The organism is Haladaptatus pallidirubidus (assembly GCF_020700235.1).
GTDB lineage: Archaea > Halobacteriota > Halobacteria > Halobacteriales > Haladaptataceae > Haladaptatus > Haladaptatus pallidirubidus.
In genome coordinates this window covers 2,687,072-2,709,395 of sequence record NZ_CP085301.1, presented here as the reverse complement: position 1 = coordinate 2,709,395, position 22,324 = coordinate 2,687,072, and the positions used below count along the sequence as shown (strand labels likewise).

The following is a 22,324-nucleotide window of genomic DNA, read 5'->3' as shown; positions in this document are numbered from 1 at the left end:
TGGCCGAAAGGGACAAACGATCGGCTATGGAGAGCACCGAAATCGCTGTTCGGTCGGTTCGAACTGTCGGCGAGAAGACGATTGCGCTCGAACTGGAATCGCCGCCGAAGTTCGAGGCTCAACCGGGGCAGTTCGTGCAGGTTCGCGGCGAACTCGACGGTGAGAAGATCACGCGCCACTACACGCTGTCGTCGCCGGATACCGACGGAACGTTCGAAATCACGGTCGGCGTCGACCCTGAGGGAGATTTGAGTCCGTGGCTCGCGGAACTGGAATCGGGAGACATCGTCGAAGTCGATGGCCCGTTCGGTCGGTCGTACTACGAAGGAGAAGAAAGCGTCGTCGTCCTCGCGGGCGGGCCGGGCGTCGGGCCAGCCGTTGGCATCGCGGAGCGCGCGATAGCCGACGGCGGCGAAGCGATGGTCATCTATCGCGACGACGAACCGGCCCACGAAGGCCGCCTTCGAGAACTCGAAACCGCGGGCGCGACGGTCGTGATAACGAACGAACCGCTGACCGACAACGATGCGGTAACGGACGCGCTTTCGAGGGCGGAGGGGCAAGTGTTCGTCTACGGCTTCGCGGACTTCATAGAGGCGGCGAACGAGGCGCTGATGTCGACCGGTCACGACTCGGATGACAGTAAGAGTGAAAATTTCGGCTAAATCGAAGAAAGCAGTACCCTTTTATTACGGCGTGAAAATAACCCACACCTAATGGGTCTCAGGTGTTCGCTGCTGGGGCACGATTACGGCGAGTCCGAAATCGAGCGCGAGCGAGAAGAACAAGGCAACGAAGTGGTAGTGACAGTCAGAGAGTTCCAAGAGTGCGCTCGCTGTGGCGACCAGCAGGTCGTCAGCGAGAACAAGGAAGTAACCGCGATCGAGGAACCGGAACCGACGCCGGAACCGATAGCGAGTCGGGAACAAGCGGAGTCGGGAGAGCAGTTTGAACCGGAACGGCAGCCCGAACCGAAAGGGCAGTCGGAATCGGTGAGTATGTCCGAATCGGGAGACATCGGAGCGGAAATCGTTTCCGAGACGGAAGCGCCAGCTGAATCAGAACCGACGCCGGAACCGGGTCGATTCAACGACGACGATTTCGAACCGCCGCAGAGCGCGGAGGAGGACGACGGTGTCATTCTCGATGACGACGAGGAAGAAGACGAGCAAGACACGGAACGCGGCCACGGCGAGTGGCCCGACCCTGAAGACACGAATGTCGATGATGCGGGCGTCGGAACGACGGAATGGCCGAACACGGGAATGGAGGACGAAGGCTTCAGCGCCGAAGTCGGCGACGGTGGTCGCACAGACTTGAACTTCGGCGGCGGACTGACGCCGGAAAGTGCGCCGGAAGCGGACGACGACACGGAGGTCGTAGAGGCTGAACCGCGTGAAGATACCGGCTTCGTCAGAACGACACGACCGGAACCACAGACAGAAACGGGCTTCACCCGCGCACATGAGGCGCCGAAACCCGACCAAGCCTCGGAGTCGAATCCGAACGCGAACCTCGTCTGTCCCGAATGTGGCGAACTCGGCGGTGCGGCAGCCGGGTCGTCGCTCCGCGCAGGGGATATCTGCCCCGAATGTCGGCGAGGATACCTAAGCGAACAAGAGTAAGCGCGACGCGAAAAGAGTAAACATCCACCCACCCAATCAGGAATCAACCCATGAAAGAATACAAAATGCGACGCGGTGAGCATCTCGAAGACCGAATGCCCGACCTAAAGGCCAGCATCGAGGACTACTTCGGCCCGGTCACGGGGACGGACGAGTTCAACGGACACGAACTCTATGTGGTCGAGGAACCCGATAACCCGGTGTTCGAGCGCATCATCGCCGGTGCGGCGTCGTACAGCGGCAAGAAAGACAAACTCGCAGTTGACTTCCAAGAGCGCCCCGCAGAGGATGTTATCGCGGAGGGGAACGCGGACGCCGCCGCCGACGCGGTTAGTAAGAAAAACGAGTTCCTTCTCAAAGCGACCGGCCGCGACGCGAAAGCGCGCCGTGATTCGCTAAAGCGCACCGTCGAAGACAAAGCGGATACGCCGGACAACGTCTAATTACGCCCGAGTTTCTTCCGACTGATGTTGACGCCCGTCGGCGTCACGATGAGTTGGTCGTCGCCTTTCTGCACGATGTCGCCGTTGACTTCGCGAGCGACCTGTTGAAGTTCATCGGTTATTCGCTCAACAGTGGTGTCTTCGGTTCGAAGGCGGGTGATATCGGCGATGACGATGTCGCCGTCGTAGACGGCGTCCTTGATGGCGATAACGTCCTGTTGACCGCCGATTTCGGCGATGTGAACGCTTACTCGCGTTTCGTCGGGCGCGGTTTCGAAATCGTCCAAATCGAGTTCGACGTAATCCTCGGTGCTTCCGGACGGACCCTCGCCGAGAATCTTATTCATGAATCCCATAGCATGATGGGGCAAGCGAACGAGTATAGTTCTTACGTCAGACGACGCGAGAACCCCGCAACTAGCTACCGGATTCGGAATCCCCGGAAACGATCCGCTGTACGGTTGGAGAGCCGTTCCGGCGAGCGACCCGCGATTCGGGTCCCGGAGTCAATCTCCTCGGTGGGACGGATTATCTTTTCACAGATGGGGAACGCAAGCGCGGACGTTCCGTGCTATGAATGCGATCCCGGCGGTGGAGGTGGAAGCGGCGTCTTCCGTCACCTCCAAAAACGGGGCGCTACATCGTCTCCAACAGAGAGGTGGGGGTACATGGATGGTCGAACTCGGATGGAGGAGACGCCTGGTTCGAATGGGGAGAACAGGGTGCCGGATTTTCGGACTACACGGAGCTCCGTCGAGTTGACCCGTACGAAACGTTCACCGGAAATCCGATCGGAGAGCAGAGCGGCGTGACCTACGAATACCGTGCCGTCCTCGTGAACGATTACGCAAAGTCCGAGGGAGCGACACGGACGGTTAGTCTCTCCCCACGGAACTGACAGTCATTTTTTGTGGCGACGCGGTGGGCGGGGTCAATAGCGGACGTGCACTTCGAGGAGGGGAGCGGAATTCACCAGCAACTCACGCCGCTCCTTGCAGGACAAACGGGTGGGTTTATGCCGGAAAGCGACCCATTTGCGGATATGCAGGTCAAATCTCGTCATCACCTTCGAAGCGACGAGGTCAGAGAAATCGAAACGGCACTCGAAACCACGGTCGGCGTCGAACTCGACGCGGACACCTACGAACTGGTGGAGTTGGAAGGTACCGAGTTCGACCTCGTCCTCGTGGACGGCGAACCGGTCGTCGTGTACGTCGGTGACGAGCCGTTCCTGACGGTGCAGGGTGCAAACGCGTATCCGCCGACGGACGCGGTCGTCACGGTGGATGCCGGTGCCGTATCGTTCGTCAGTAGCGGTGCGGACGTGATGCGTCCGGGAATCGTCGAAGCGGACGGAGACATCGAATCGGGTGACCTCGTCGCTATCGCGGAGGAGACGCACGGCAAAGTGCTCGCCATCGGACGCGCTAAGACGACCGGCGACGACATGGTCGGTGACTCCGGGAAAGTCGTCGAATCGGTTCATCACGTCGGCGACGACCTCTTCGAGTTTTCAGTTTGATATTTTGACAAAAAGGGGAAGTGGGAGCGCGGCGAACGCAGAAATATGTGGGGTTCCCGGCGGAATCGGGAGAAAACCGTCGTCTGTATCGCGTGTGGTGATGCCGTCCGTCGTACAGCGGCCCGCGAATACGATAAGGAGGGAAACCGCTGGGAGCGAAACGGAAAGTCGTTCGAGCACCTCTGTAAAGCGTGTCACCGCGACCTTTGTCACCAACCGCGGGACGAACTGGAGGCCCTTCTCGTCGAAATCGACGCCGGAGTCGTCGAACGGGAGGCGTTTTTCGCCCGGTACGAAACCGCTGTTCGAGACCGCTACGGACCGCTGGAAGAGCGAGAGGGCTGACCAGTCGATACGACTAACTGCCCGACTCTCCTAGACTCAGCCATGACAAGCGACGCGCAGGCCGAGGCGGGAACCGCCGAAGGGCAGGGACCGGTCGAGATTTCGCCGGAACTCGCCGAGCGACTCGAAGACAAGCGGGAAAAGCTGTTCGAAAAGTTCGAAATCCGGGATAAGTTTCCGCAGGCCGTGATGACCGAGGCCGAAAAGCGAACCGAGGGCATCCAACAGGAGATACAGGACGAAGCGGAAGAGCGCAAAGACCTGCGCGACATGACGACGTGGACGACCGACCCAATCGACGCGCAGGACTTCGACGACGCGATTTCCGTCGAGGAGCGCGACGACGAGTACGTCCTCTGGGTGCACATCGCCGACGTAACCCACTACGTCAACCCGGAAACGAACATGTGGGAGGAAGCGGTTAAACGAGGCAACACGGTGTATCTGCCGTCCTACACGATTCACATGCTTCCGCCGATGCTGGCGGAGACGGTCTGTTCGCTGGTGCCGAACGAAGACCGACTCGCGCACACGGTGGAGATGCACCTCGACAAAGAACATCTCTCCTACGAAACCATCGACATCTACAAATCGATCATCCAGAGCGACGAGCGACTCACCTACGCGCAGGCAGAAGAGCGCATCGACGACGAAGATGCCCCGCTTCACCAGGAGTGCAAACTGGCGTTCGACCTCGCAGACCAGATGCACGAACAGCGGAAGGAAGACGGCAGTCTCGTCCTCAATCCGCGTCGTGACCGCGCACACACGCTCATCGAGGAGTCGATGCTCAAGGCGAACAAAGCGGTCACGCACGAACTGATGTGGGGTCGCGGCGTCGAAGCGATGTACCGCGTCCACCCACAGCCGACGCCGGACGAGTGGAGCAAGGCGCTTCGGGAGATACAGGATTTGGACGGCGTCTCGATTCCGGGCAGTACGTGGGACGACCCGCGAAAGGCGGTCAACGCCACGCTCGAAGAATCGCCGCGACGGCAGCTCGACAAGATTCAGTGGGCCGTGATGAAGGTGATGCCGCGAGCGCGATACATGAGCGATCCGTTCGGGGGCCACCACGCGCTCAATTTTGAGATTTACGGCCACTTCACCAGTCCGATTCGACGTCTCTCCGACCTCATCAACCACTGGATCGTGTACTCGAACGACGTTCCGGAAGACCTCGTCGCGCTGTGCGACCGGGCCAGCGACAAACAGGCCGACGCCGAGGCCTGCGAACGCGAGTACAAACAATATTTGGAGGAAGTCGGACTCGACCCTAACGCGGTCAACAACCGCGGTATCGAAGTGGTCGAGGAAGACGACTGACCCTCGAAGGACAACTAACGAGGATCGAATGCCGCCCTTTCCCGACTCACGAAACGTTCTCACCCCGAACTGCTCGCGCTGTTCCGAGCTCGCCTCGTGTAGAAACCGAATTTCGTGGGGAACCGGGACGCTCGACGCCGACGTGATGGTCGTCGGGGAAGCGCCCGGTTACGGAAACCCCGACGCGGAGCGGTGGCAAGGCGGCAACTGGACGGGGATGGCGTACACGACGCGCACCTCGGGCGGGAAAATTCGCTCGCTGTTCGCCGAACTCGGCTACGAACCCTACTTCACGAATGCCGTGAAATGCTTTCCCGAAGGAGAGGCCGGTTCGAATCGAGAACCGCGCGAAAGCGAACTCGAAAACTGTTTTTTCCACCTGCGAACGGAAATCGAGCAGGTGAATCCCGACGTCGTCGTCCCGACGGGGAAACACGCCACGAAGGCCCTGTTCGATTTCGAATCCGTTCGAATGGACGGCTTCCTCGACTGCGTCCTCGCTCCTGTCGAATGCGAACGACTCGGTGTGACGGTGGTGCCACTGCTGCACCCATCGTACGACAATATCTGGATCGGGCGACTCGGATACGACCGAGCGGAGTACGTCGCTGCCATCGGCGACGTACTCGCGGAACTCCGCTAACTATTCGTCGGCTGGAGTGTGTTCTGAGGTTCCCGAAGCGGCGTTCTGATTGTCGTTTACGTGTATCCACCCGTCACTCTCGTAAGTGACTCGATAGCCCCGGTACGTGAAGACGGCCCTTCCGCCGCGTCTGAGCTTACCATCGACGCACGGTTGGAACAGCGAATCTAGCGCGTCTGGGTCCACAGCGTCGTACAGTTGCGGACGGATTTCGTCCGGCGACGAACCTTCGTGGTCTGCAATCGCGTTGATGACGGCAATGCTTGGGCGGTCATCGTCCTCCAAGCGGTAGGAAGTTCGATCCATTCCGGTGCTACTGAGGACGATTCGTCAGCAGATAAGTATGACGGATGAATCTGTCCAAATCCAATTCTAAACATAGTATCTCCTCAAATTCGAAATAATTTAGCAGTCAACTACTCGGAGACTTCATCTTGTCCGAAATGGTCGAACGGTTGTACATATTCGTCTTTCACGAGTACTTCGTTCATCACGTCCAATCCGATTTCGTCGAGTGCTTTTCCGACACCAGTGACTTCCTCGCGGGTCGGGGCGACTGCTTCGACGTGGACGTTCTCGACACCGGCCATTATTTCTTTGACGTTTACCACGTTCTCCGCTGCGAGCGCGCGTTCCGCGAGTTCCTCGCGGCGGGGTATCGCCGCGGTACAGATGAAGAGGACGCGAAGTGGGAACTCCGCATTGTGATAGTCGATTTGCGGATGATACCCCTTGATGATATTCTCGTTTTCGAGCCGCTGGAGACGGTTACCGACCGTGCTGGCCGAGACGCCGACCGCTTCACCCATCTCCGTCGTAGTCATGCTACGGGCGTCTTTTTGAAGCAGGTGCAAAATACCGCGGTCGACGTCGTCGAGTGTATCGTTGCTCATGTTGGTGGGTGTATTGAAATCGTCGCTCTTGGTTCGTTGCTGTCCGAAAAAGCCGGCATGAGTTCGAGATGACAAACTTTCGTGGGAGGCATGGCCGAAACATGGCGAGAGGCCAGCTCGCCACCAGCGCCTCCGGCGTCGTCGAACACGTGCCGTATCCGTCACACCCGGGCTCCGGGCGTATTTCATACGAGTACCGCTACCCCCTTCATTATATTCCGAATAACGCGGACGGCATCCGTCCGAACGGTGTGAAACGGTTAGATATATTAGAGCAGACCATTCTGGTGGAATCGGGCATTTGGGTGGGTTTTTGGAGGGATATTCGATGTGAAACGGTGGTCGAGATTAGAAAATAGCAGGGTGGTTTCATGGGGGGAGAATTGGAATACTATCGAACGCAGTGAGCGATAGACAAATCAATCAACTGCAAGACGACACTATCACTCTCCGCGAACGGAGTGAGCGGCCGACGAATGAGTGGAGTTCGGTAGACTCACAGTGTGATTCTACTGAAACGAGATGAAGAAGGGATACTTTTGGTTCAGCTTTTACAGGGAGGCCACAAGAGCGATGGCCGTCGTAAAAAGTGGTAGTCATGGACTCGTCGGGACTGAGCAAACGGCGGTCTGTTTGCGAAGGTCGGCGAGTTCACTGACTGAGCGAAGTGAAACGAAGCGAAGGAAAGTGGACTCGCCGGGATTTGAACCCGGGGCCTCTTCCTTGCGAAGGAAGCGATCTGCCACTGATCTACGAGCCCTCGAACTATTGTACCGCCCGGTCGTTACTTGTAGCTTGTGTTTCGGCGCGAAGGATGTGAAGCCGTCCCGCGACTAAACCGACCGCGAAACCGGTGAAATGAGCGATGAGTGCCACGCCAGGCGAGGCGGTCATCAGTGTCGCGAGCATGGCAAGGACGAACACGACCGCGATTTGCGCTCGGTGCGAAAGGTGTAGCCGACCGAGAACCGCATCTGTCACCGGATTTCCGGCGATGAGGTAGCCGAACAGCCCGAACACCGCGCCGCTGGCCCCGAGGACAGCGGGAGTGTTCACGGAGAACAACCCGCCAACCCAAATCTGCGCCATGCCCGCCACGATGCCGACCGTCAGGAAGTAAGCGTGGAATCGAAACCTCGTCGTCACGCGCTCTATCAACAGACCGGCGAACAGCAGGGCGACGGCGTTCGAGAGTAGATGTCCGAGATTGGCGTGTGCGTAGACGCTCAACGGGAGCGTCCACGGACGAACCGCCACCGGCGGTGCGAGCGCGAACAGGTTCACCATCAGCGCCGGACTAATGAACCGAATTACCGACTGGAGGGCGAAGACGACGCAAAAGACGACGAGCGTCTGCATCGTCGGGGAACGCGAGAGTCGCATATCGTACACTTACGACGCAAACTACAAAAATCGAATCCCCACGGCGCTATCGCTGGTCGGCGTGTGAAAGTGGAGAATTTAGGTCGAAGAAGCGATCGGTGTCGCTTAGTCTTCGAGAACGATTTCGATGCTCACGTCGTTCGGAACTTGAATGCGCATCAGCTGTCGAAGCGCGCGTTCATCGGCGTCGAGGTCGATGAGGCGCTTGTGGACGCGCATCTCCCAGTGTTCCCACGTCGCGGTTCCCTCTCCGTCGGGGGACTTGCGGGTGGGGATTTCCAGCGTCTTCGTCGGGAGCGGAATCGGGCCGCTCAGAGAGACGCCGGTTTTCTCGGCAATCTCGCGGACATCGTCGCAGATGTCGTCGAGGTCCGAGGGGTTAGCTCCTGCGAGTCGGACTCGTGCCTGTTGCATCGTTTATTTCTCGTTGACTTCGAGGACTTTACCGGCCGCGATGGTCTGACCCATGTCACGGACAGCGAAGGAACCGAGTTCCGGAATTTCGCCGGACGGCTCGATGCTGAGTGGCTTCTGCGGTCGAACCGTCACGACTGCAGCGTCACCGGACTTGATGAAGTCAGGGTTCTCCTCGGCGACCTCGCCCGTTTTAGGGTCGAGCTTGTGGTTGATTTCCTCGACGGTACAGGCGACCTGTGCCGTGTGGGCGTGGAAGACCGGCGTGTAACCAGCCGTGATGACGGACGGGTGCTGCATCACGACGAGCTGGGCCTTGAACGTCTCTGCGACCTTTGGCGGGTTGTCGGCCGGGCCACACACGTCACCGCGACGGATGTCGTCCTTGCCGATGCCGCGCACGTTGAAACCGACGTTGTCGCCGGGTTCAGCCTTTGGCACCTCTTCGTGGTGCATCTCGACGGTCTTGACTTCGCCGCCGACGTCGCTTGGCTGGAACGAAACGTTATCGCCCGTGTTCAGCACACCCGTCTCGATACGTCCGACTGGCACCGTACCGATGCCGGAAATCGTGTAGACGTCCTGAATCGGCAGACGGAGGTCGGCATCCGTTGGCGGTTCCGGTGCTTCGAGGTTGTTGAGGGCCTCGAGCAGGATTTCGCCGTCGTACCACGACGTGTTGTCGCTCGTTTCTGCGATGTTGTCGCCTTCGAACGCCGAAATCGGAATGAACTCGGCGTCGTCGGTGTTGAATCGAACCTGCTTGAGCAGGTCTTTGACTTCGGAGACGACTTCCTTGTAGGAGTCTTCCGAGTAGTCGACGACGTCCATCTTGTTGATGGCGATGATGAGCTCGTCGATACCCAGCGTGCGTGCGAGGAAGACGTGCTCCTGGGTCTGCGGCGCGACACCGTCGTCTGCCGCGACGACGAGAACCGCGTTGTCCGCCTGCGAGGCACCCGTGATCATGTTCTTCACGAAGTCACGGTGACCCGGACAGTCGACGATGGTGAAGTAGTAATCGTCGGTGTCGAACTCTTGGTGGGCGATGTCGATTGTGACACCACGTTCTCGCTCTTCTGCGAGGTTGTCCATCACGTAGGCGAATTCGAATCCACCTTTGCCTTTCTCTTCGGCTTCTTCTTTGTGCTGTTCGATGACGTGCTCGGGTACGCTCCCCGTCTCGTAGAGGAGTCGCCCGACCAGCGTGCTCTTACCGTGGTCAACGTGGCCGATAATGGCCAAGTTCTGGTGTGGTTTGTCGCTCATTGTTATCTCACGCGAAGACGCGCTCTGTCGGATTTATTTGGCAGAAGCGGTTAAAACCATTTCGATACGTCTTGCAGGGCATCTGCCCGCCGTCTGGCGGTTAGTGGGAACAATTGACACGGACGAGCAATGAAACATATCAGACCGTTTCGTTCACTCCTCCCGGGACAGCGTCGTCACGTCCGACAACACCGCTGATGCAGTCTCGGGACCACCCGCGCCGCGTCCGCTGATATTGAGTCGTCCTGCGTGTCTCGTTTCGAACTGAACGATGTTGCGCGTGCCGGAAACGGCGAGAGTTCCGTTTTCCGGCACGAGTCGCGGTCCAACCCGAATACCGTCGCGCGCGACTTCGCCGACGAGTCGAATCGTCCATCCGTCTTCGCTCGCCAGTTCGAGCGCGCTCCCGGGCAAATCGCGGATGCCCGCAACCTCCGCATCGGCGATAGTGTACCGCTCGCCAAACAGCACGTTCGCGAGGATGACGCATTTCAGCGCGGCGTCGGTGCCATCCACGTCGAACGACGGATCGGCTTCCGCGACACCGAGGTCTTGTGCCTCCGCGAGAACGTGTTCGTAACTCAGTCCCTCCGCGGCCATCCGCGAGAGGATGAAGTTCGCGGTTCCGTTCAGCACGCCGCGAACCGCCGTGACGTTATCGGGCCCAATATCCGCGATGGTCGAGAGGACGGGTATCGCGCCACCGACCGTCGCCTCGAACAGCACGCGGCCATCGCTTTCCGCCTCCAATTGTCGCAGTTCGGCGTATCGCTCGGCCACCGGCCCTTTGTTCGCCAGAACGACGTGGCGGTCGGATTCGAGCGCCGTGCGAGCGTGGTCGAATCCCGGTTGTGCGTCGCCGAGCGTCGTCGGCGTCGCTTCCACCAACACGTCGTACTCGCTCTCGAAAACGGCGTCGGGCGCGACCGTTCCAACTGTTTCATCGTCGTCTTTCCGGGCCGAGGCGGCTTCTACGTCGATTCCGTCCGCATCAACCACGGCACTGGTCGAATCGGCCAGCGCGGTCACGGTGTGACCGTACTCCCCCGCCAGTTCCACAACCGAGCGCCCCACGGCACCCGCGCCGAGCACTGCGAGTTTCATGCGGATGCCTCCCGCTCCGTCAGCGGAGCGATGACGCGCAGTTCCTTTTCGTCCGCGATAGTCGTTACCGTGTCGAGAACGTCAACCGTGTCCGCGGAATCGGTTGCAAGGCGCAGTCGCGCGCTGGACACGTCGCTGGTTCCCTCGGGCGCGGAGAGCGAAATATCGACAACGGAGGTGTTCGATTCGGTCGTAATCCGTGAAAGCGTGTCCGAAATATCGGTGTCGATGATGTGCCCCGTGAAGACGACGGTAATTTCTTCGTCGTATCGCTCCGCCCCGGCCCGGATGACGTTCACACTTGCTTCGCGCAATGCGGAGACGATGGTGTCGAACCGGTCGGGAGGACATTCCAAATCGACTTCGACCGGAATGTGTCCCCGCGGCGTGAGCGAGCCGCGTTCGTGAAAGACGCTCAGCAAGTTACCACCGTGTTCGGCTATCGGTTCGAGCGCGTGAAGCAGTTCGCCCGGTTCGTCGGCGAGTTCCAACCGAACCGTGTACGCTTGCACGTGCCCATCGTGGTCGGCCATGGTAGCAGGGTTGGGGCGTAGTCAGCAATAAACCTTCAGGCGGTCGCAAAATTCTCCAATACGGAGACAACAACGGAATGAAACGGATGCAAAACGGTTTGCAACCCGAATTAACCAACCCCTATGCGACTCGTTAACGAGCGCGTAGTAATACCCCTGGAAGGAAAAGGGGGAGACTGGTGATAGACGATGCGATTCACAGATGCAGTTGGTGCAAGCAATGACAGTATAGCAAAAGACCACGTCTGTGCATTCTGTCAGACGGCGTTCGACAGCCGCGACCGGATGTGCCCCGTGTGCGATGCCGAAATCGTGCACAGAGGGGAACGATAATATCGCCATCGTCGGCAGTGCCATTGGTTCACTTTTCGAGGGAGGTTGACCGCAATGATGGAAAGTCCCCCAGAGCGAACGCTCTCGGTACAAACGGTCGAAAAAGAATCGGCGAAACAAGAACCGTCGTTTAGAAGTAATCGACGGCCTGCGGCAGTTCCAGTTTCATGCCTTTGCGCTCGCGGATTTCCATGATTTTCTCGTCCTGCAAGTTGTCCGCCATGACTTTGAACCCGGCGTTCTCCGTGTTCCACGATGCGCGACCTTCGGTCGCGGAGCGGATGTCGCTGGCGAATCCGATCATCTCGTCAACGGGCGCGATACCCTCGACGACCATGAGGTCACCCTCTTGGTACATGTCGTCTACGCGACCACGTCGGCCTTGAATCTCACCGGACGCGGCACCCATGTGCTCGTTCGGCACGTCGATGCGCACGTTCTGAATCGGTTCGAGGAGCTTGACGTGCCCGTGAATGAGCGCGTTGTGAACCGCCTGTCGAACCGCAGGGATGACCTGTGCGGGACCGCGGTGGATGGTATCCTCGTGGAGTCGAGCGTCGTTGAGACGGATGAGCGTACCCTGTACGGGCTCCGCCGCGAGCGGCCCGTCGTCGAGCGCTTCTTCCAGACCCTCGATGACGAGTTCCATCGTCTCGTTCAGGTGCTGGATACCCTTCGTGTCGTCGATGAGGATGTTCGTCCCGTGGATGTGTTCGACGTTCTGGCTGGTGTCTTTGTTCATACCCGCCTCTTGCAAGGCTTCGCGGCGTTCCTGCTCCGGCATGTCCATCGACACGTCGCCGAGTTTGACTTTCTCGACGATTTCGTCGTTGAGCGGCTCGACCGTCAGGTAGAATCGGTTGTGGCGGTTCGGCGAAATACCCTCGACGGTCTCCGTGCCGCCCTGCACCTGTTCGCGGTACACGACGATAGGCTCACCAGTCGTCACCGGGATACCCTGATTGCGCTCGATACGCTGGGTGATGACTTCGAGGTGGAGTTCGCCCTGCCCGCTGATGAGGTGTTCACCTGTGTCCTCGTTGATGGTAATCTGGATGGTCGGGTCTTCTTTGGACACCTGACGAAGCGTCTCGATGAGTTTCGGCAGGTCGTCCATGTTCTTCGCCTCGACGGACTTCGTGATGACGGGTTCCGAGATGTGTTCAATGGACTCGAACGGCGTCATCTCGACGGAGGAAACCGTGGAACCGGCGATGGCGTCTTTGAGACCGGTGACGGACGCGATGTTCCCTGCGGGGACGCGCTCTACGTCCTCACGCTCGCCGCCCATGAAGATACCGACGTTCTGGATTCGGTTTTTGCCTGCCGTCCCGGAGACGTACAGTTCCTGACCCTTTTCGAGGGTCCCGGAGAACAGACGACCCGTGGCGATTTCGCCCGCGTGTGGGTCCATACCGATGTCCGTGACCATGAAGACGACTTCGCCGTCTTTGTTCACGAGACGCATGTCCTCCGCGAGTTGTGTCTCATCGTCACCACGCCAGACGGTAGGAACACGTTCCGGCTGTGCGTTGAGCGGGTTCGGGAAGTGCTCCGCAACCATGTCGAGCACAACGTTCGAGAGCGGGGAGCGCTCTCGAAGCTCCGCGATACCTTCCTCTCCCTCTCGGTTGAGTTCGATAATGTCGCCGAAGTTGATGCCGGTTTCCTGCATCGACGGAAGGCTCACCGCCCAGTTGTAAAGGGCGGAACCGAACGCGACGGTGCCGTCCTCGACGGACACCTTCCAGCCTTCTTCGTACTTCTCCTCGTCCATTCCGCGGACGAGTTCGTTAACCTCGCGGATGACCGTCTGGAGACGCTCCTGCATCTCCTCCGGGCCTTCCTGAAGCTCGTTGATGAGGCGGTCGACCTTGTTGATGAACAGGGTTGGCTTAACGCCCTCGCGGAGCGCCTGTCGCAGAACGGTTTCCGTCTGGGGCATCGTTCCCTCGACTGCGTCGACCACCACGAGAGCACCGTCGACGGCACGCATTGCACGGGTGACGTCCCCACCGAAGTCCACGTGGCCGGGGGTGTCGATGAGGTTGATGAGGTAGTCGGTATCCTCGTACTCGTGGGTCATCGAAACGTTCGCTGCGTCGATGGTGATACCGCGTTCCTGCTCGTCCTCTTCCGTGTCCATCGCGCGCTGGTGACCCGCACCTTCCTGCGAAATCATCCCTGCGCCAGCGAGGAGGTTGTCCGTTAGCGTCGTTTTACCGTGGTCGATGTGGGCGGCAATCGCAATGTTCCGGATCTGCTCCGGTTTGTCCATGAGCCGCTCGCACTTTTCGACGATTTTCTTTCGTCTACCCATATATGGGTATCCCTACCTGTACGAGGTTGAAAAGCGTAGTGTTTTCGCGCCCGGCCAACGGCCGGAAATGGCCCATTTCCCTGCCAAACAGTCTCATACGGCACAAGAGTAATAGCCGACCAGGGCGTGTCAACAACACGCATGGATATACGAGTACACGGTTCTACACCCCCGACCCCGTTTCTTAGCGCCTCCGACCTATTCGAAACCGAGCACGACCTCGACAGGCCGGTTCACGTCCGCGTTCGTGACGACCCGGACGAGCGGACGTGGACGTCCCACCCCGGAGACCACCACGTTCTCAACATTTCGCGGCACGCCGCGAGCAGCGCGATGGCCCGCGAACTCGCACTCCACGAGTACTCACACATGGCCCGCAACGAGCAGTCCCATCCCTCGCACACCCAATCGACCGCGGAGGCCCTGTTTCTCGCGTTCGCGGGGAAGTCGGTCGAGCGTCGAAAGCTCACCCACTGCTACCAGATTGCGAACCACATGAAGGACATCTACGCCGACGATATCACCCTTCAGGTCGGCCCGAGCGACAAACTCGTCGCATTCCTCGAGTCCGAGCTCGCCACAGCGGTTGCAGACCGTCCAACACACCCGCGGGGCAGGAGGATGACCGCCACCACCGACCCCGAAATGACCGCCGTGAACGCCGCCTTCGCGCTCGCACTGGTCGAACGCCACGACCTCGTCCCCCGCGACCACCGCCTCTACGACCTCGCCCGCACCGCCTCCCGCGACGCCCCGACCGTGAACGTGCAGGGGTTCAAATACCGATTCCTCTCACTCGACGACGACCCCGACGAGAGCGAATACCGGAAGGCGCTCGTGGACGCCGCCGAAGAGTACGTCCTCGGAAGTAATGATAGCGGGCAAGCCGCGGACTGAAGATCCGATTCGAAGATAGCAGCTCTCGACACAAACCACGGTGGCGCGTGCCGGTACAGGGCTGAGGAATTCACTTCCGAAGGCCTGTACTGACAGCGTACGAGATCTTCGTGAGCTGCTACTGGCAATCAAACAACATTTCGGATGGTACCAGCAAACTCGAATCACTGTCGAGTTCGGACATCCCCTTGCATCCGAAAGCGCCGTCGCTGAAAGAGCGAAAACAAGGGAAAATCGAGTCCAAAGAGAGTAGCGAAATTTAACGTGCCGCAGCAGCGACGCGCTCTTTCTCTTCTTTCTGGTTAATCGCGTAGGTCTGGACGTCGTAATCCGCGGCACCGATGAGCTGCTGTGCCAGCGCCTCCTCGGCGTCAGTCGCGGTCTTGAACGAGGCACCGTGGGCACCTTCCGCGATGAATTTGAGCGACTGGTCAACGCGGCGCTGGGGCGCGACGTCGACTGCTTTCGGGACGGAGATGCCACCGTACTTCAGGCGGACGGTTTCCTCACGCGGGGCGGCGTTTTCGACCGCGCGGACGAGTACCTGCACTGGGTTCTCCTCGGTGCGCTCGTGGACGATGTCGAACGCGTTACGGACGATTTTCATCGTCTGCTGTTTCTTGCCCGTGTTCTCTTCCGTCTGCATGAGACGGTTGATGAGGCGCTCGACGATGCTGACTTCGCTCTTCTGGAACTGCTTCCCGGCGTGGCGACCCATCGTGTGCGCGACGGGCGTCACCGAGATGTAGCGTTCCGTGCTCGGGTCGTTGAACTCGATGTTCGTCACGTCCCACGTGCCGAACAGTTCCGCGGCGGCACCTTCGCCTTCCGTTCCGACGTGTGCGTCGGGTTCCGGTTGTTCTTCGTCTGCGCTCATGATTTATCGCACCGGTTTTTCCGCATTGCCGCGAACAAGTTCTTCCATGCTCACGCCGTTGACTTTCTCCACTTTGTAGTTGACGCCGGAAAGGTCGCCCATCGCGCGACCCTTCGCACCGCCGATACCCGCAATGGTGACCTCGTCGTGTTCGTCGATGAACGAGATTGCACCGTCGCCGGGACAAAACGCCGTCACCTGCTTACCGTTTTTGATAAGCTGGACACGGACGCACTTTCGAATCGCGGAGTTGGGCTGTTTCGCTTCGATTCCCACTTTCTCCAGCACGATACCTCGGCCTTGCGGCGCACCTTCGAGAGGATCGGATTTTTCACCGAGACCGCGCTCTCGTCGGGCGTAATCGGAGTCAGACCACCGGTGGTTCTGGCGGTCTTTCTTCAGCTTCCGAGCCGCGTACTTACCGTTCGCCATTATGCTGTGAACTATTTGATGGAGCTACTTAAACAGTGTCTTTTGTGATTGGCGTTACGCCCGCAGGTTGCTCGAAAGGGTACGATAAAGCAATTTGAACACGTTTCAGTGAGTCTAAGCCGAGTCAACGGGTTCGTTCGGCGTACCGAAAGTGGTGTATGCTCCTCGAGTCGGTACTTCGATTCAACAGCCACCGGAATCTGCCGACGCGACGAGGAGCTCCGATACGACGTGTTCGATTCCGTCCATCGTCGTCTCACGCACTGTAGTAGTATCGAGAGTAAGATCCGTGCTTCGTGCCCCGTCAATAGCCGCGACGAAAAAGGTGGCAGTTGCTTCCGGGTCAACCGAATGGAAGGTGTCGCGTTCGATTCCCTCCTCGATGGTGGCTTGTATCAAATCAACCGTGTAGCGATAGTTCCGGGTGAGTCGCTGGCGAATTTCGGCATCGTGTGGCGCTAAGGCTTTCAGTTGGAGGATCGCCAAATAGTAATGGCGACCGTTCTCGTCAACGCCCCCCGGCCCGTATGCGAAGAACCTCAGCGCAGTCCACAGTCGTTCGAGTGGTTCGTCCGTCTCATCGAGACCCATCAACCGTTGCATTCCGTCAAAAATGTGGTCGAGCAGAGATTGAAGCAAGTCATCCTTCGAATCGAAGTAGTAGTGAACCAATCCCCGGTTTTTACCTGCTCGTTCCGCGATTTTTCGGAGTGTCAACCCACTGTATCCCCCCTCTGCTAGCACCCAGACTGTTGCTTCCATAATCATCTCGTGAGTGTCGAACTCGTCCCAAAATTCGTCTCCGGGGTCAGGCATATCGAATCGGTACGTGCTCGCGGAAAGTCAAATACTCGGCTTCGTCCCCGAATCCCTAGAAACGCTTATACGATAGCGTGTTTTACAGGAAATTAGCCAGGCGGCTAAATTGGCCAAGTCCGAGGAAAACCACAATGTTCGAGAAATTATCGATGGTAACCCGTATCGTCGAAGACCAAGACGAAGCAGTCGCGTTCTACACCGAAAAGTTGGGATTCAAGATCACGAGAGACCACCCAGGCCCACACGGACGATTCGTTGCAGTTGCGCCAGAACGAGACGAGAACGCCGAACTCGTTCTAATGTCGCCTGACGGATTCGACGACGACGATGCAGAGCGGATGCGTACTCTAATCGGATCGGATTTCGGCTTAATTTACGAAGTAGACGACTGTCGAGAGACGTACGAAGAACTTCACGAACGCGGCGTCGATTTCCGCAACGAACCAGAAGAGATGGACTGGGGTGTCCAAGCAGTCGCGACCGACTCAGACGGGAACGAAATCGTCATCCAAGAACCGCCTCGTGCCAGCAGGAGCGAGTTGTAGCGAAAAATCGCAGTTCTCAACCGCAAAAAAAACCGAACCGGTTACGTCAACTGGATGTCGTCCACGTCGAAGTGACGTTCCGACAGCAGTTTCGCCGCCTCGATGTTGCGACCGCCCGCACCGATGGCGACCCCGGTGTCGGCCTGCTCAACTTCGGCGTAGGCCACCGTATCGTCGTTTTCGCTGATGGTGACGTGATGGACTTCCGCCGGAGCGAGCGCGTTTGCGACGAACGTCGCCGCGCTGTCAGCGTCTTCCACCAGTTCCACGTCCGCGTCGAGGCGATCTTCGACCGCCTGCACGCTCGCGCCGCCGGGGCCGATGGCTTGCGCCATTTCGCCCGGCTTGACGACGAAGATGATGCGAGTTGCATCATCACCATCGGTTGTTTCGTCCCCCTCGGTCAACACGACGCAGTCACGGGCCGTCGCGCCCGTCTCGTCCTCGAAGAGGGCGATGTACTGGCGTGCCGTATCGCTGAGCGTGATCGTCATCAGTCCGAAGGCTCTGCACCGCGACTGACCGAACCCATTCGGAGGTCGACGTCACCCGTGCCGAGTTTAATCGGTTTGCCGACGATGACGTTCTCGATGACGCCGTTCAGGTCGTCGATTTCGCCGTGGATGGCGGCATCGAGCAGGTGGTTCACCGTCACCTCGAACGCCGCACGCGCGAGGACGGATTCCTTGCTTCCGGAAATACCGTGGCGACCGATGGATTCGATGGTCCCCCGGTTGGTCATGATGTCCGAAACGAGCATCAGGTGTCGAACGTTCACGTCGTCGAGACCCTGCTCTTCCAGCGTGTCCATCGTCTCCTCGATGATGGCCTCGCGGGCCGCTTCGACGCCGAGATTGCGGTAAATCTCGTGGATGTTGTTCGACGTGGTTCGCGAGGCGTCAACGCCGTCGATTTCGATAACATCGCCGAACGCAGACCCTTCGGTGTAGAGGACGAACTCCTCGCCATCCTCGTCCGTTTTCTCCTTGCGGATGACGACGCGCGTGATGTCCTCGATACCCTTGAAGACGATTTCGCGGAGTTCTTCGACCAACTGGAGGAGTTTGCGGTAACTCGGCTGGTCGGGACCGAACTCGATGACCGTGCCCTGTTGGTTCGTTTCGACGCCGAGGCTGTCTTCGATAATGCCCGCGACCTCGTCGGGGGAAATCATCCGCTCTTCGAGCGTATCCTCGTTTAAGTTGATGGAGACGATCATGTCGGCGACGTTGGTCGATATGTCGCCGAGCGCCAGGATTTTCGTCGCCTCGATTTCCCAGACGACTTCGTGGGCGCGTTCGCGGTTGTCGGCGTACTCATCGTCCAAGAACACCGTCATCATCGGCGTGTCCGGCGTCTTCCGGGCGTCCACGAGTTCGATGAGTCGCGGAAGCCCTTGGGTCACGTCGATTTCCGCCACACCGGCGTAGTGGAACGTGTTCATCGTCATCTGCGTTCCCGGTTCCCCGATGGACTGGGCGCTCACCGTTCCGACGGGGTCGAGCGGATCGACCCGCGTGTTGAAGTAGCGAGTTTCGACGGCGCGTGCGATTTCGTCTGCCTGTTCAATGGAGACCGAATCACGCGATTCGATGGTCTCGTACACTTCGTCTTTGAGGCGTCGCGGAAGCTCCGTGTCCTCTACGATTGCCTCCATATCGTCCGTAACTTCAGTCATCTGATTCCACCTGCCGTGCGTCGGCGTGTTCGGAGAGGTTCGTCGGCGGTTGCCGTTCCCCGAGGAATTCGAGCTTGCGGTTCTCGCTGTCGAACTCTTCGTCTATGATTCTGTCCGCGATGCCTTCCACGTCTATCGGATTCTCCTCGTCGGAGGACACCCGAACCGGCGAGGTTCCGTCCTCACCGAACTCGAACTGGACGATGGTGTCGCTGGTGTCGCGCACTGTGCCGTCGTACTGCGTTTCGAGTTCGGACAGCGCGTTGATGAGACGGCGCTGGAGGTAGCCGGACTTGGAGGTACGAACCGCCGTGTCCACGAGTCCCTCTCGGCCACCCATCGCGTGGAAGAAGAACTCAAGCGGACTCAAGCCGCCGGTGTAGGAGTTTTCCACGAAGCCGTGAGCGTCCGCGGACAGGTCGTCCGCTTGGAAGTGGCTGAGCGTTCGGTCTTCGTATCCGCGGTTGATTCGCTCGCCCCGAACTGCCTGCTGGCCGACACAGCCGGCCATCTGGGTCAGGTTCAAAAGCGACCCACGCGCACCGGATTCGGCCATGATGACCGCCGGGTTATCGTCCGCGAAGTGATCTTCCGCGATGTCACCGGCCGAGTCACGGGCCTTGCCGAGCGTCTGCATGATTTTCATTTCGAGTGTCTCGTCCACCGTTCGGCCCGGTAGGGATTCGAGTTCGCCGTTCTCGTACGTCGTGATGAGGTTTTGGACGCGATCGTAGGCGTTGTCGATCGCCTCGTCGATTTGCTCTTGGGCCGCCGTCGGAATCGTCTCGTCGTCGATAGCGATGGAGAAACCAAAGTGCATGATGGCGCGCATCGCCAGCGTCGCGACTTCGTTGATGAAGTGGCGCGCGCGGGTTTCGCCGTACACCTTACAGATAGTGTCGACGATTTCCCCGCCGAAGGCACCGACCGCGTCCTCGTCAATCGTTCCGCTGACGAGTTGGCCGTTCTCGATGACGACGGTGTCGCCAGCCGAACTCGTAAATTCGAGTTCGAGTCCGTCGGGAAGGAGTTCCGAGAAAAGCGTCCGACCGGTCCAGTACGGCGTTCCGTCGTCTTCCTCCCCGTCCGGTTTCGGCAGTTCGTCGATTCGAGTCGCGCGGAGCAGGTCGAGCGCCTGCGTCTCGTTGAACTGTGGATTCTCGTGCGTGAGCAGATACGTTCCAGAGATGTGGTCTTGAATCGCGCCGATGATGTTCTCACCGAAGCGCGGGGATAGGATTTGTTCCTGCACGCGCATGAGCACGCGCGCCTCCGCGCGTGCCTCCTCGTTTTGGAGGGCGTGCATGTTCATCTCGTCCCCGTCGAAGTCCGCGTTGTACGGCGGACAAACGACGGTGTTCAGTCGGAACGTCTTGTACGGCATCACGACGACTTCGTGCGCCATGATGGACATCCGGTGCAGGGACGGCTGCCGGTTGAAGATGACGATGTCGCCGTCGACCAAGTGACGGTTGACTTCCCATCCAGGTTCGACCTTTTCCGACAGTTCCTCGCAGTTTTTCTCAGTCACTTTGAGACGTCGTCCGTCCGGTCGTTTGACGTAGTTCGCGCCGGGGTGACCCTCGGGTCCGTTTCGAACGTAGCGCTGGGCTTCCTCGATGTTGCGCGGCGTCACGTTCATCGTCTGGGTCATCTCGCGGGCGACGCGTTGTGGCACGCCGACTTCGTTTAGCGAGAGCGTCGGGTCGGGTGAGATGACGGTTCGCGCCGAGAAGTTCACGCGCTTTCCGGACAGCGAACCACGGAAGCGACCTTCCTTCCCTTTCAACCGCTGACTAAGCGTCTTCAGCGGACGCCCGGAGCGGTGACGGGCTGGCGGCGTGCCCGAAATCTCGTTGTCCATGAACGTCGTGACGTGGTACTGGAGCAGTTCCCACAAGTCCTCGATAATCAGTTGCGGGGCACCCGCCTCGCGGTTCTCCATGAACCGCTGGTTGATACGGATGATGTCCACCAGCTTGTGGGTGAGGTCGTCCTCGGAACGCTGACCGTTGTCCAGCGTAATCGACGGCCGAGCAGTGACCGGCGGCACCGGGAGGACGGTGAGAATCATCCACTCGGGCCGCGAGCGGTCGGAGTCGATACCGAGCGCTTCGATGTCGCTGTCTGGGATGTCCTCGAACCAATCGCGGATGTCCGAGGGCATCAGCTTGTTCATGTCCTCGGTGGTGAGGTCGATGTCCAGTGCTTTCTCGATGGCCTTGCGGTCTTCCTCCCGCGGACGGAATTCTCCCGAGACGATTTGGTTGATGCGCGAGAGGTCGATGCCCGTCTCTTCTGCGAGTTCCGGCGGGGCGATTGGGTCGCGGTCTTCGTCCTCCTCGCCTTCCTCATTTCGACCCTGCATCGCTGTTGCGATGCGCTCCGAATACTCGCTCGTGAGAACCTGTTGAACCTCGTAGTAGGTCGTCGGTTTCTCGTGGTTGATGTCGTACTGGACTTCGCCACAGTGCGGACAGCGGTCTTTCTTTCGAGCCTCTCGAATCGCCGCCTTCGTCACGTCGGTGATGTCATTGCCGAGTTCCTTCGTCCGCGTGAGCATCCCGTGATACTTTTCTTGTTCCTCCTCGGTTAGGAGAAGTCGAGAACAGTCGCGGCAGGTGCCGCGAAGGAGTCTTCGGATGAGTTTCGTGAAGCCGACGTGGATGACCGGTGCGGCGAGTTCGATGTGACCGAAGTGACCGTTGCACGACCCGGAGTGTTGCCCGCAGGTCTTACATTCCAGACCGGGGTCGATGACGCCCAGTCGGGGATCCATGAGTCCCATGTCGATTGGAAACCCGTCGTCGTCGTAGGTGTCGGCGGTGATGATTTTCGTCGCCGACATCTCGCGGTACTCCTCCGGATCCATCAAGCCGAAGCTGATGGAGCCGATTTCTTTGGGAGTTTGATTTGTTGCCAT

25 protein-coding genes and 1 tRNA gene are annotated in these 22,324 nt (G+C 59.1%); 10 read left to right on the top strand and 16 right to left on the bottom strand.

What is annotated here, in order from left to right:
* Positions 1–26 precede the first annotated feature (26 nt).
* Genes LIX15_RS14695 through LIX15_RS14685 form a run of 3 tightly spaced genes read left to right on the top strand, consistent with a single transcriptional unit; the run spans position 27 to position 2,068 of the window.
* A complete protein-coding gene (locus LIX15_RS14695; protein ID WP_227773911.1) occupies positions 27–665 on the top strand; it encodes an FAD-dependent oxidoreductase in 639 nt (212 codons plus the stop codon).
* Positions 666–716: 51 nt separating this feature from the next.
* A complete protein-coding gene (locus LIX15_RS14690) occupies positions 717–1,625 on the top strand; it encodes a DUF7093 family protein (RefSeq protein ID WP_227773910.1) in 909 nt (302 codons plus the stop codon).
* A 50-nt stretch (positions 1,626–1,675) separates the two neighbouring features.
* Positions 1,676–2,068, top strand: a complete 393-nt coding sequence (locus LIX15_RS14685) for a DUF5611 family protein (RefSeq protein WP_227773909.1) — start codon at positions 1,676–1,678, stop codon at positions 2,066–2,068.
* Here the strand turns inward: LIX15_RS14685 and LIX15_RS14680 are convergent.
* Complete coding sequence (locus LIX15_RS14680; protein ID WP_227773908.1) at positions 2,065–2,424, bottom strand: cell division protein SepF; 360 nt, start codon at positions 2,422–2,424, stop codon at positions 2,065–2,067. The genes LIX15_RS14685 and LIX15_RS14680 overlap by 4 nt on opposite strands.
* A gap of 221 nt (positions 2,425–2,645) precedes the next feature.
* Between LIX15_RS14680 and LIX15_RS14675 the strand changes: the two genes are divergently transcribed.
* The 5 genes from LIX15_RS14675 to LIX15_RS14655 all read left to right on the top strand — a co-directional run bounded on the left by LIX15_RS14675 (position 2,646) and on the right by LIX15_RS14655 (position 5,904).
* Positions 2,646–2,966 carry a hypothetical protein gene (locus LIX15_RS14675; RefSeq protein WP_227773907.1) on the top strand — a complete coding sequence of 107 codons (321 nt, stop codon included), beginning with the start codon at positions 2,646–2,648 and terminating at the stop codon, positions 2,964–2,966.
* 144 nt (positions 2,967–3,110) lie between these two features.
* On the top strand, positions 3,111–3,590 hold the full coding sequence (locus LIX15_RS14670; protein ID WP_227776898.1) for an RNA-binding protein: 480 nt from the start codon (positions 3,111–3,113) through the stop codon (positions 3,588–3,590).
* Between the two features lie 45 nt (positions 3,591–3,635).
* A complete protein-coding gene (locus LIX15_RS14665) occupies positions 3,636–3,935 on the top strand; it encodes a DUF7562 family protein (protein WP_227773906.1) in 300 nt (99 codons plus the stop codon).
* Positions 3,936–3,977: 42 nt separating this feature from the next.
* The gene (locus LIX15_RS14660; protein ID WP_227773905.1) at positions 3,978–5,261 is read left to right on the top strand and encodes a ribonuclease catalytic domain-containing protein; all 1,284 of its coding nucleotides are present in this window, start codon (positions 3,978–3,980) and stop codon (positions 5,259–5,261) included.
* Positions 5,262–5,289: 28 nt separating this feature from the next.
* Positions 5,290–5,904, top strand: coding sequence for a uracil-DNA glycosylase (locus LIX15_RS14655; protein WP_227773904.1), 615 nt, complete (start codon positions 5,290–5,292; stop codon positions 5,902–5,904).
* Here the strand turns inward: LIX15_RS14655 and LIX15_RS14650 are convergent, their stop codons facing one another.
* From LIX15_RS14650 to LIX15_RS14610, 9 genes are all read right to left on the bottom strand, one after another.
* A complete protein-coding gene (locus LIX15_RS14650) occupies positions 5,905–6,210 on the bottom strand; it encodes a HalOD1 output domain-containing protein (protein WP_227773903.1) in 306 nt (101 codons plus the stop codon). It abuts the gene before it with no gap.
* Between the two features lie 110 nt (positions 6,211–6,320).
* Positions 6,321–6,797 (bottom strand): Lrp/AsnC family transcriptional regulator, encoded by a 477-nt coding sequence (locus tag LIX15_RS14645; RefSeq protein WP_227773902.1) that lies wholly within the window; start codon positions 6,795–6,797, stop codon positions 6,321–6,323.
* A 688-nt stretch (positions 6,798–7,485) separates the two neighbouring features.
* Positions 7,486–7,557, bottom strand: a tRNA-Ala gene (locus LIX15_RS14640).
* Between the two features lie 5 nt (positions 7,558–7,562).
* Positions 7,563–8,180 carry a rhomboid family intramembrane serine protease gene (locus tag LIX15_RS14635; protein ID WP_227773901.1) on the bottom strand — a complete coding sequence of 206 codons (618 nt, stop codon included), beginning with the start codon at positions 8,178–8,180 and terminating at the stop codon, positions 7,563–7,565.
* 105 nt (positions 8,181–8,285) lie between these two features.
* A complete protein-coding gene (gene rpsJ / locus LIX15_RS14630) occupies positions 8,286–8,594 on the bottom strand; it encodes a 30S ribosomal protein S10 (protein WP_007979652.1) in 309 nt (102 codons plus the stop codon).
* Positions 8,595–8,597: 3 nt separating this feature from the next.
* Positions 8,598–9,863, bottom strand: coding sequence for a translation elongation factor EF-1 subunit alpha (gene tuf, locus LIX15_RS14625; protein WP_227773900.1), 1,266 nt, complete (start codon positions 9,861–9,863; stop codon positions 8,598–8,600).
* Between the two features lie 153 nt (positions 9,864–10,016).
* The gene (locus LIX15_RS14620) at positions 10,017–10,967 is read right to left on the bottom strand and encodes a homoserine dehydrogenase (protein WP_227773899.1); all 951 of its coding nucleotides are present in this window, start codon (positions 10,965–10,967) and stop codon (positions 10,017–10,019) included.
* On the bottom strand, positions 10,964–11,500 hold the full coding sequence (locus tag LIX15_RS14615; protein ID WP_227773898.1) for an amino acid-binding protein: 537 nt from the start codon (positions 11,498–11,500) through the stop codon (positions 10,964–10,966). Before LIX15_RS14615 ends, LIX15_RS14620 begins: the two co-directional genes overlap by 4 nt.
* Positions 11,501–11,963: 463 nt before the next feature.
* Entirely contained in the window at positions 11,964–14,153 is a 2,190-nt protein-coding gene (locus LIX15_RS14610) for an elongation factor EF-2 (RefSeq protein ID WP_227773897.1), read from the bottom strand.
* 141 nt (positions 14,154–14,294) lie between these two features.
* Here LIX15_RS14610 and LIX15_RS14605 point away from each other — a divergent pair, with 141 nt between their 5' ends.
* A complete protein-coding gene (locus tag LIX15_RS14605) occupies positions 14,295–15,050 on the top strand; it encodes a DUF5781 family protein (protein ID WP_227773896.1) in 756 nt (251 codons plus the stop codon).
* A 259-nt stretch (positions 15,051–15,309) separates the two neighbouring features.
* Here LIX15_RS14605 and LIX15_RS14600 read toward each other — a convergent pair whose 3' ends face one another.
* The 3 genes from LIX15_RS14600 to LIX15_RS14590 all read right to left on the bottom strand — a co-directional run bounded on the left by LIX15_RS14600 (position 15,310) and on the right by LIX15_RS14590 (position 17,175).
* The gene (locus LIX15_RS14600) at positions 15,310–15,927 is read right to left on the bottom strand and encodes a 30S ribosomal protein S7 (protein ID WP_227773895.1); all 618 of its coding nucleotides are present in this window, start codon (positions 15,925–15,927) and stop codon (positions 15,310–15,312) included.
* A 3-nt stretch (positions 15,928–15,930) separates the two neighbouring features.
* Positions 15,931–16,359, bottom strand: coding sequence for a 30S ribosomal protein S12 (locus LIX15_RS14595; RefSeq protein ID WP_049971655.1), 429 nt, complete (start codon positions 16,357–16,359; stop codon positions 15,931–15,933).
* Between the two features lie 183 nt (positions 16,360–16,542).
* Positions 16,543–17,175 (bottom strand): TetR/AcrR family transcriptional regulator, encoded by a 633-nt coding sequence (locus LIX15_RS14590; protein ID WP_227773894.1) that lies wholly within the window; start codon positions 17,173–17,175, stop codon positions 16,543–16,545.
* Positions 17,176–17,309: 134 nt separating this feature from the next.
* On the opposite strand from LIX15_RS14590, the gene LIX15_RS14585 reads away from it, so the two are divergent.
* Entirely contained in the window at positions 17,310–17,723 is a 414-nt protein-coding gene (locus tag LIX15_RS14585) for a VOC family protein (RefSeq protein WP_227773893.1), read from the top strand.
* 41 nt (positions 17,724–17,764) lie between these two features.
* Here the strand turns inward: LIX15_RS14585 and LIX15_RS14580 are convergent, their stop codons facing one another.
* From LIX15_RS14580 to LIX15_RS14570, 3 genes are read right to left on the bottom strand one after another with little or no spacing between them, the layout of a single operon-like run.
* A complete protein-coding gene (locus LIX15_RS14580) occupies positions 17,765–18,217 on the bottom strand; it encodes a NusA-like transcription termination signal-binding factor (protein WP_227773892.1) in 453 nt (150 codons plus the stop codon).
* Positions 18,217–19,401: a DNA-directed RNA polymerase subunit A'' gene (gene rpoA2 / locus LIX15_RS14575; RefSeq protein WP_227773891.1), complete on the bottom strand. Its 1,185-nt coding sequence runs from the start codon at positions 19,399–19,401 to the stop codon at positions 18,217–18,219. The genes LIX15_RS14580 and rpoA2 overlap by 1 nt, the downstream gene beginning before the upstream one ends.
* A complete protein-coding gene (locus tag LIX15_RS14570; protein ID WP_227773890.1) occupies positions 19,394–22,324 on the bottom strand; it encodes a DNA-directed RNA polymerase subunit A' in 2,931 nt (976 codons plus the stop codon). Before LIX15_RS14570 ends, rpoA2 begins: the two co-directional genes overlap by 8 nt.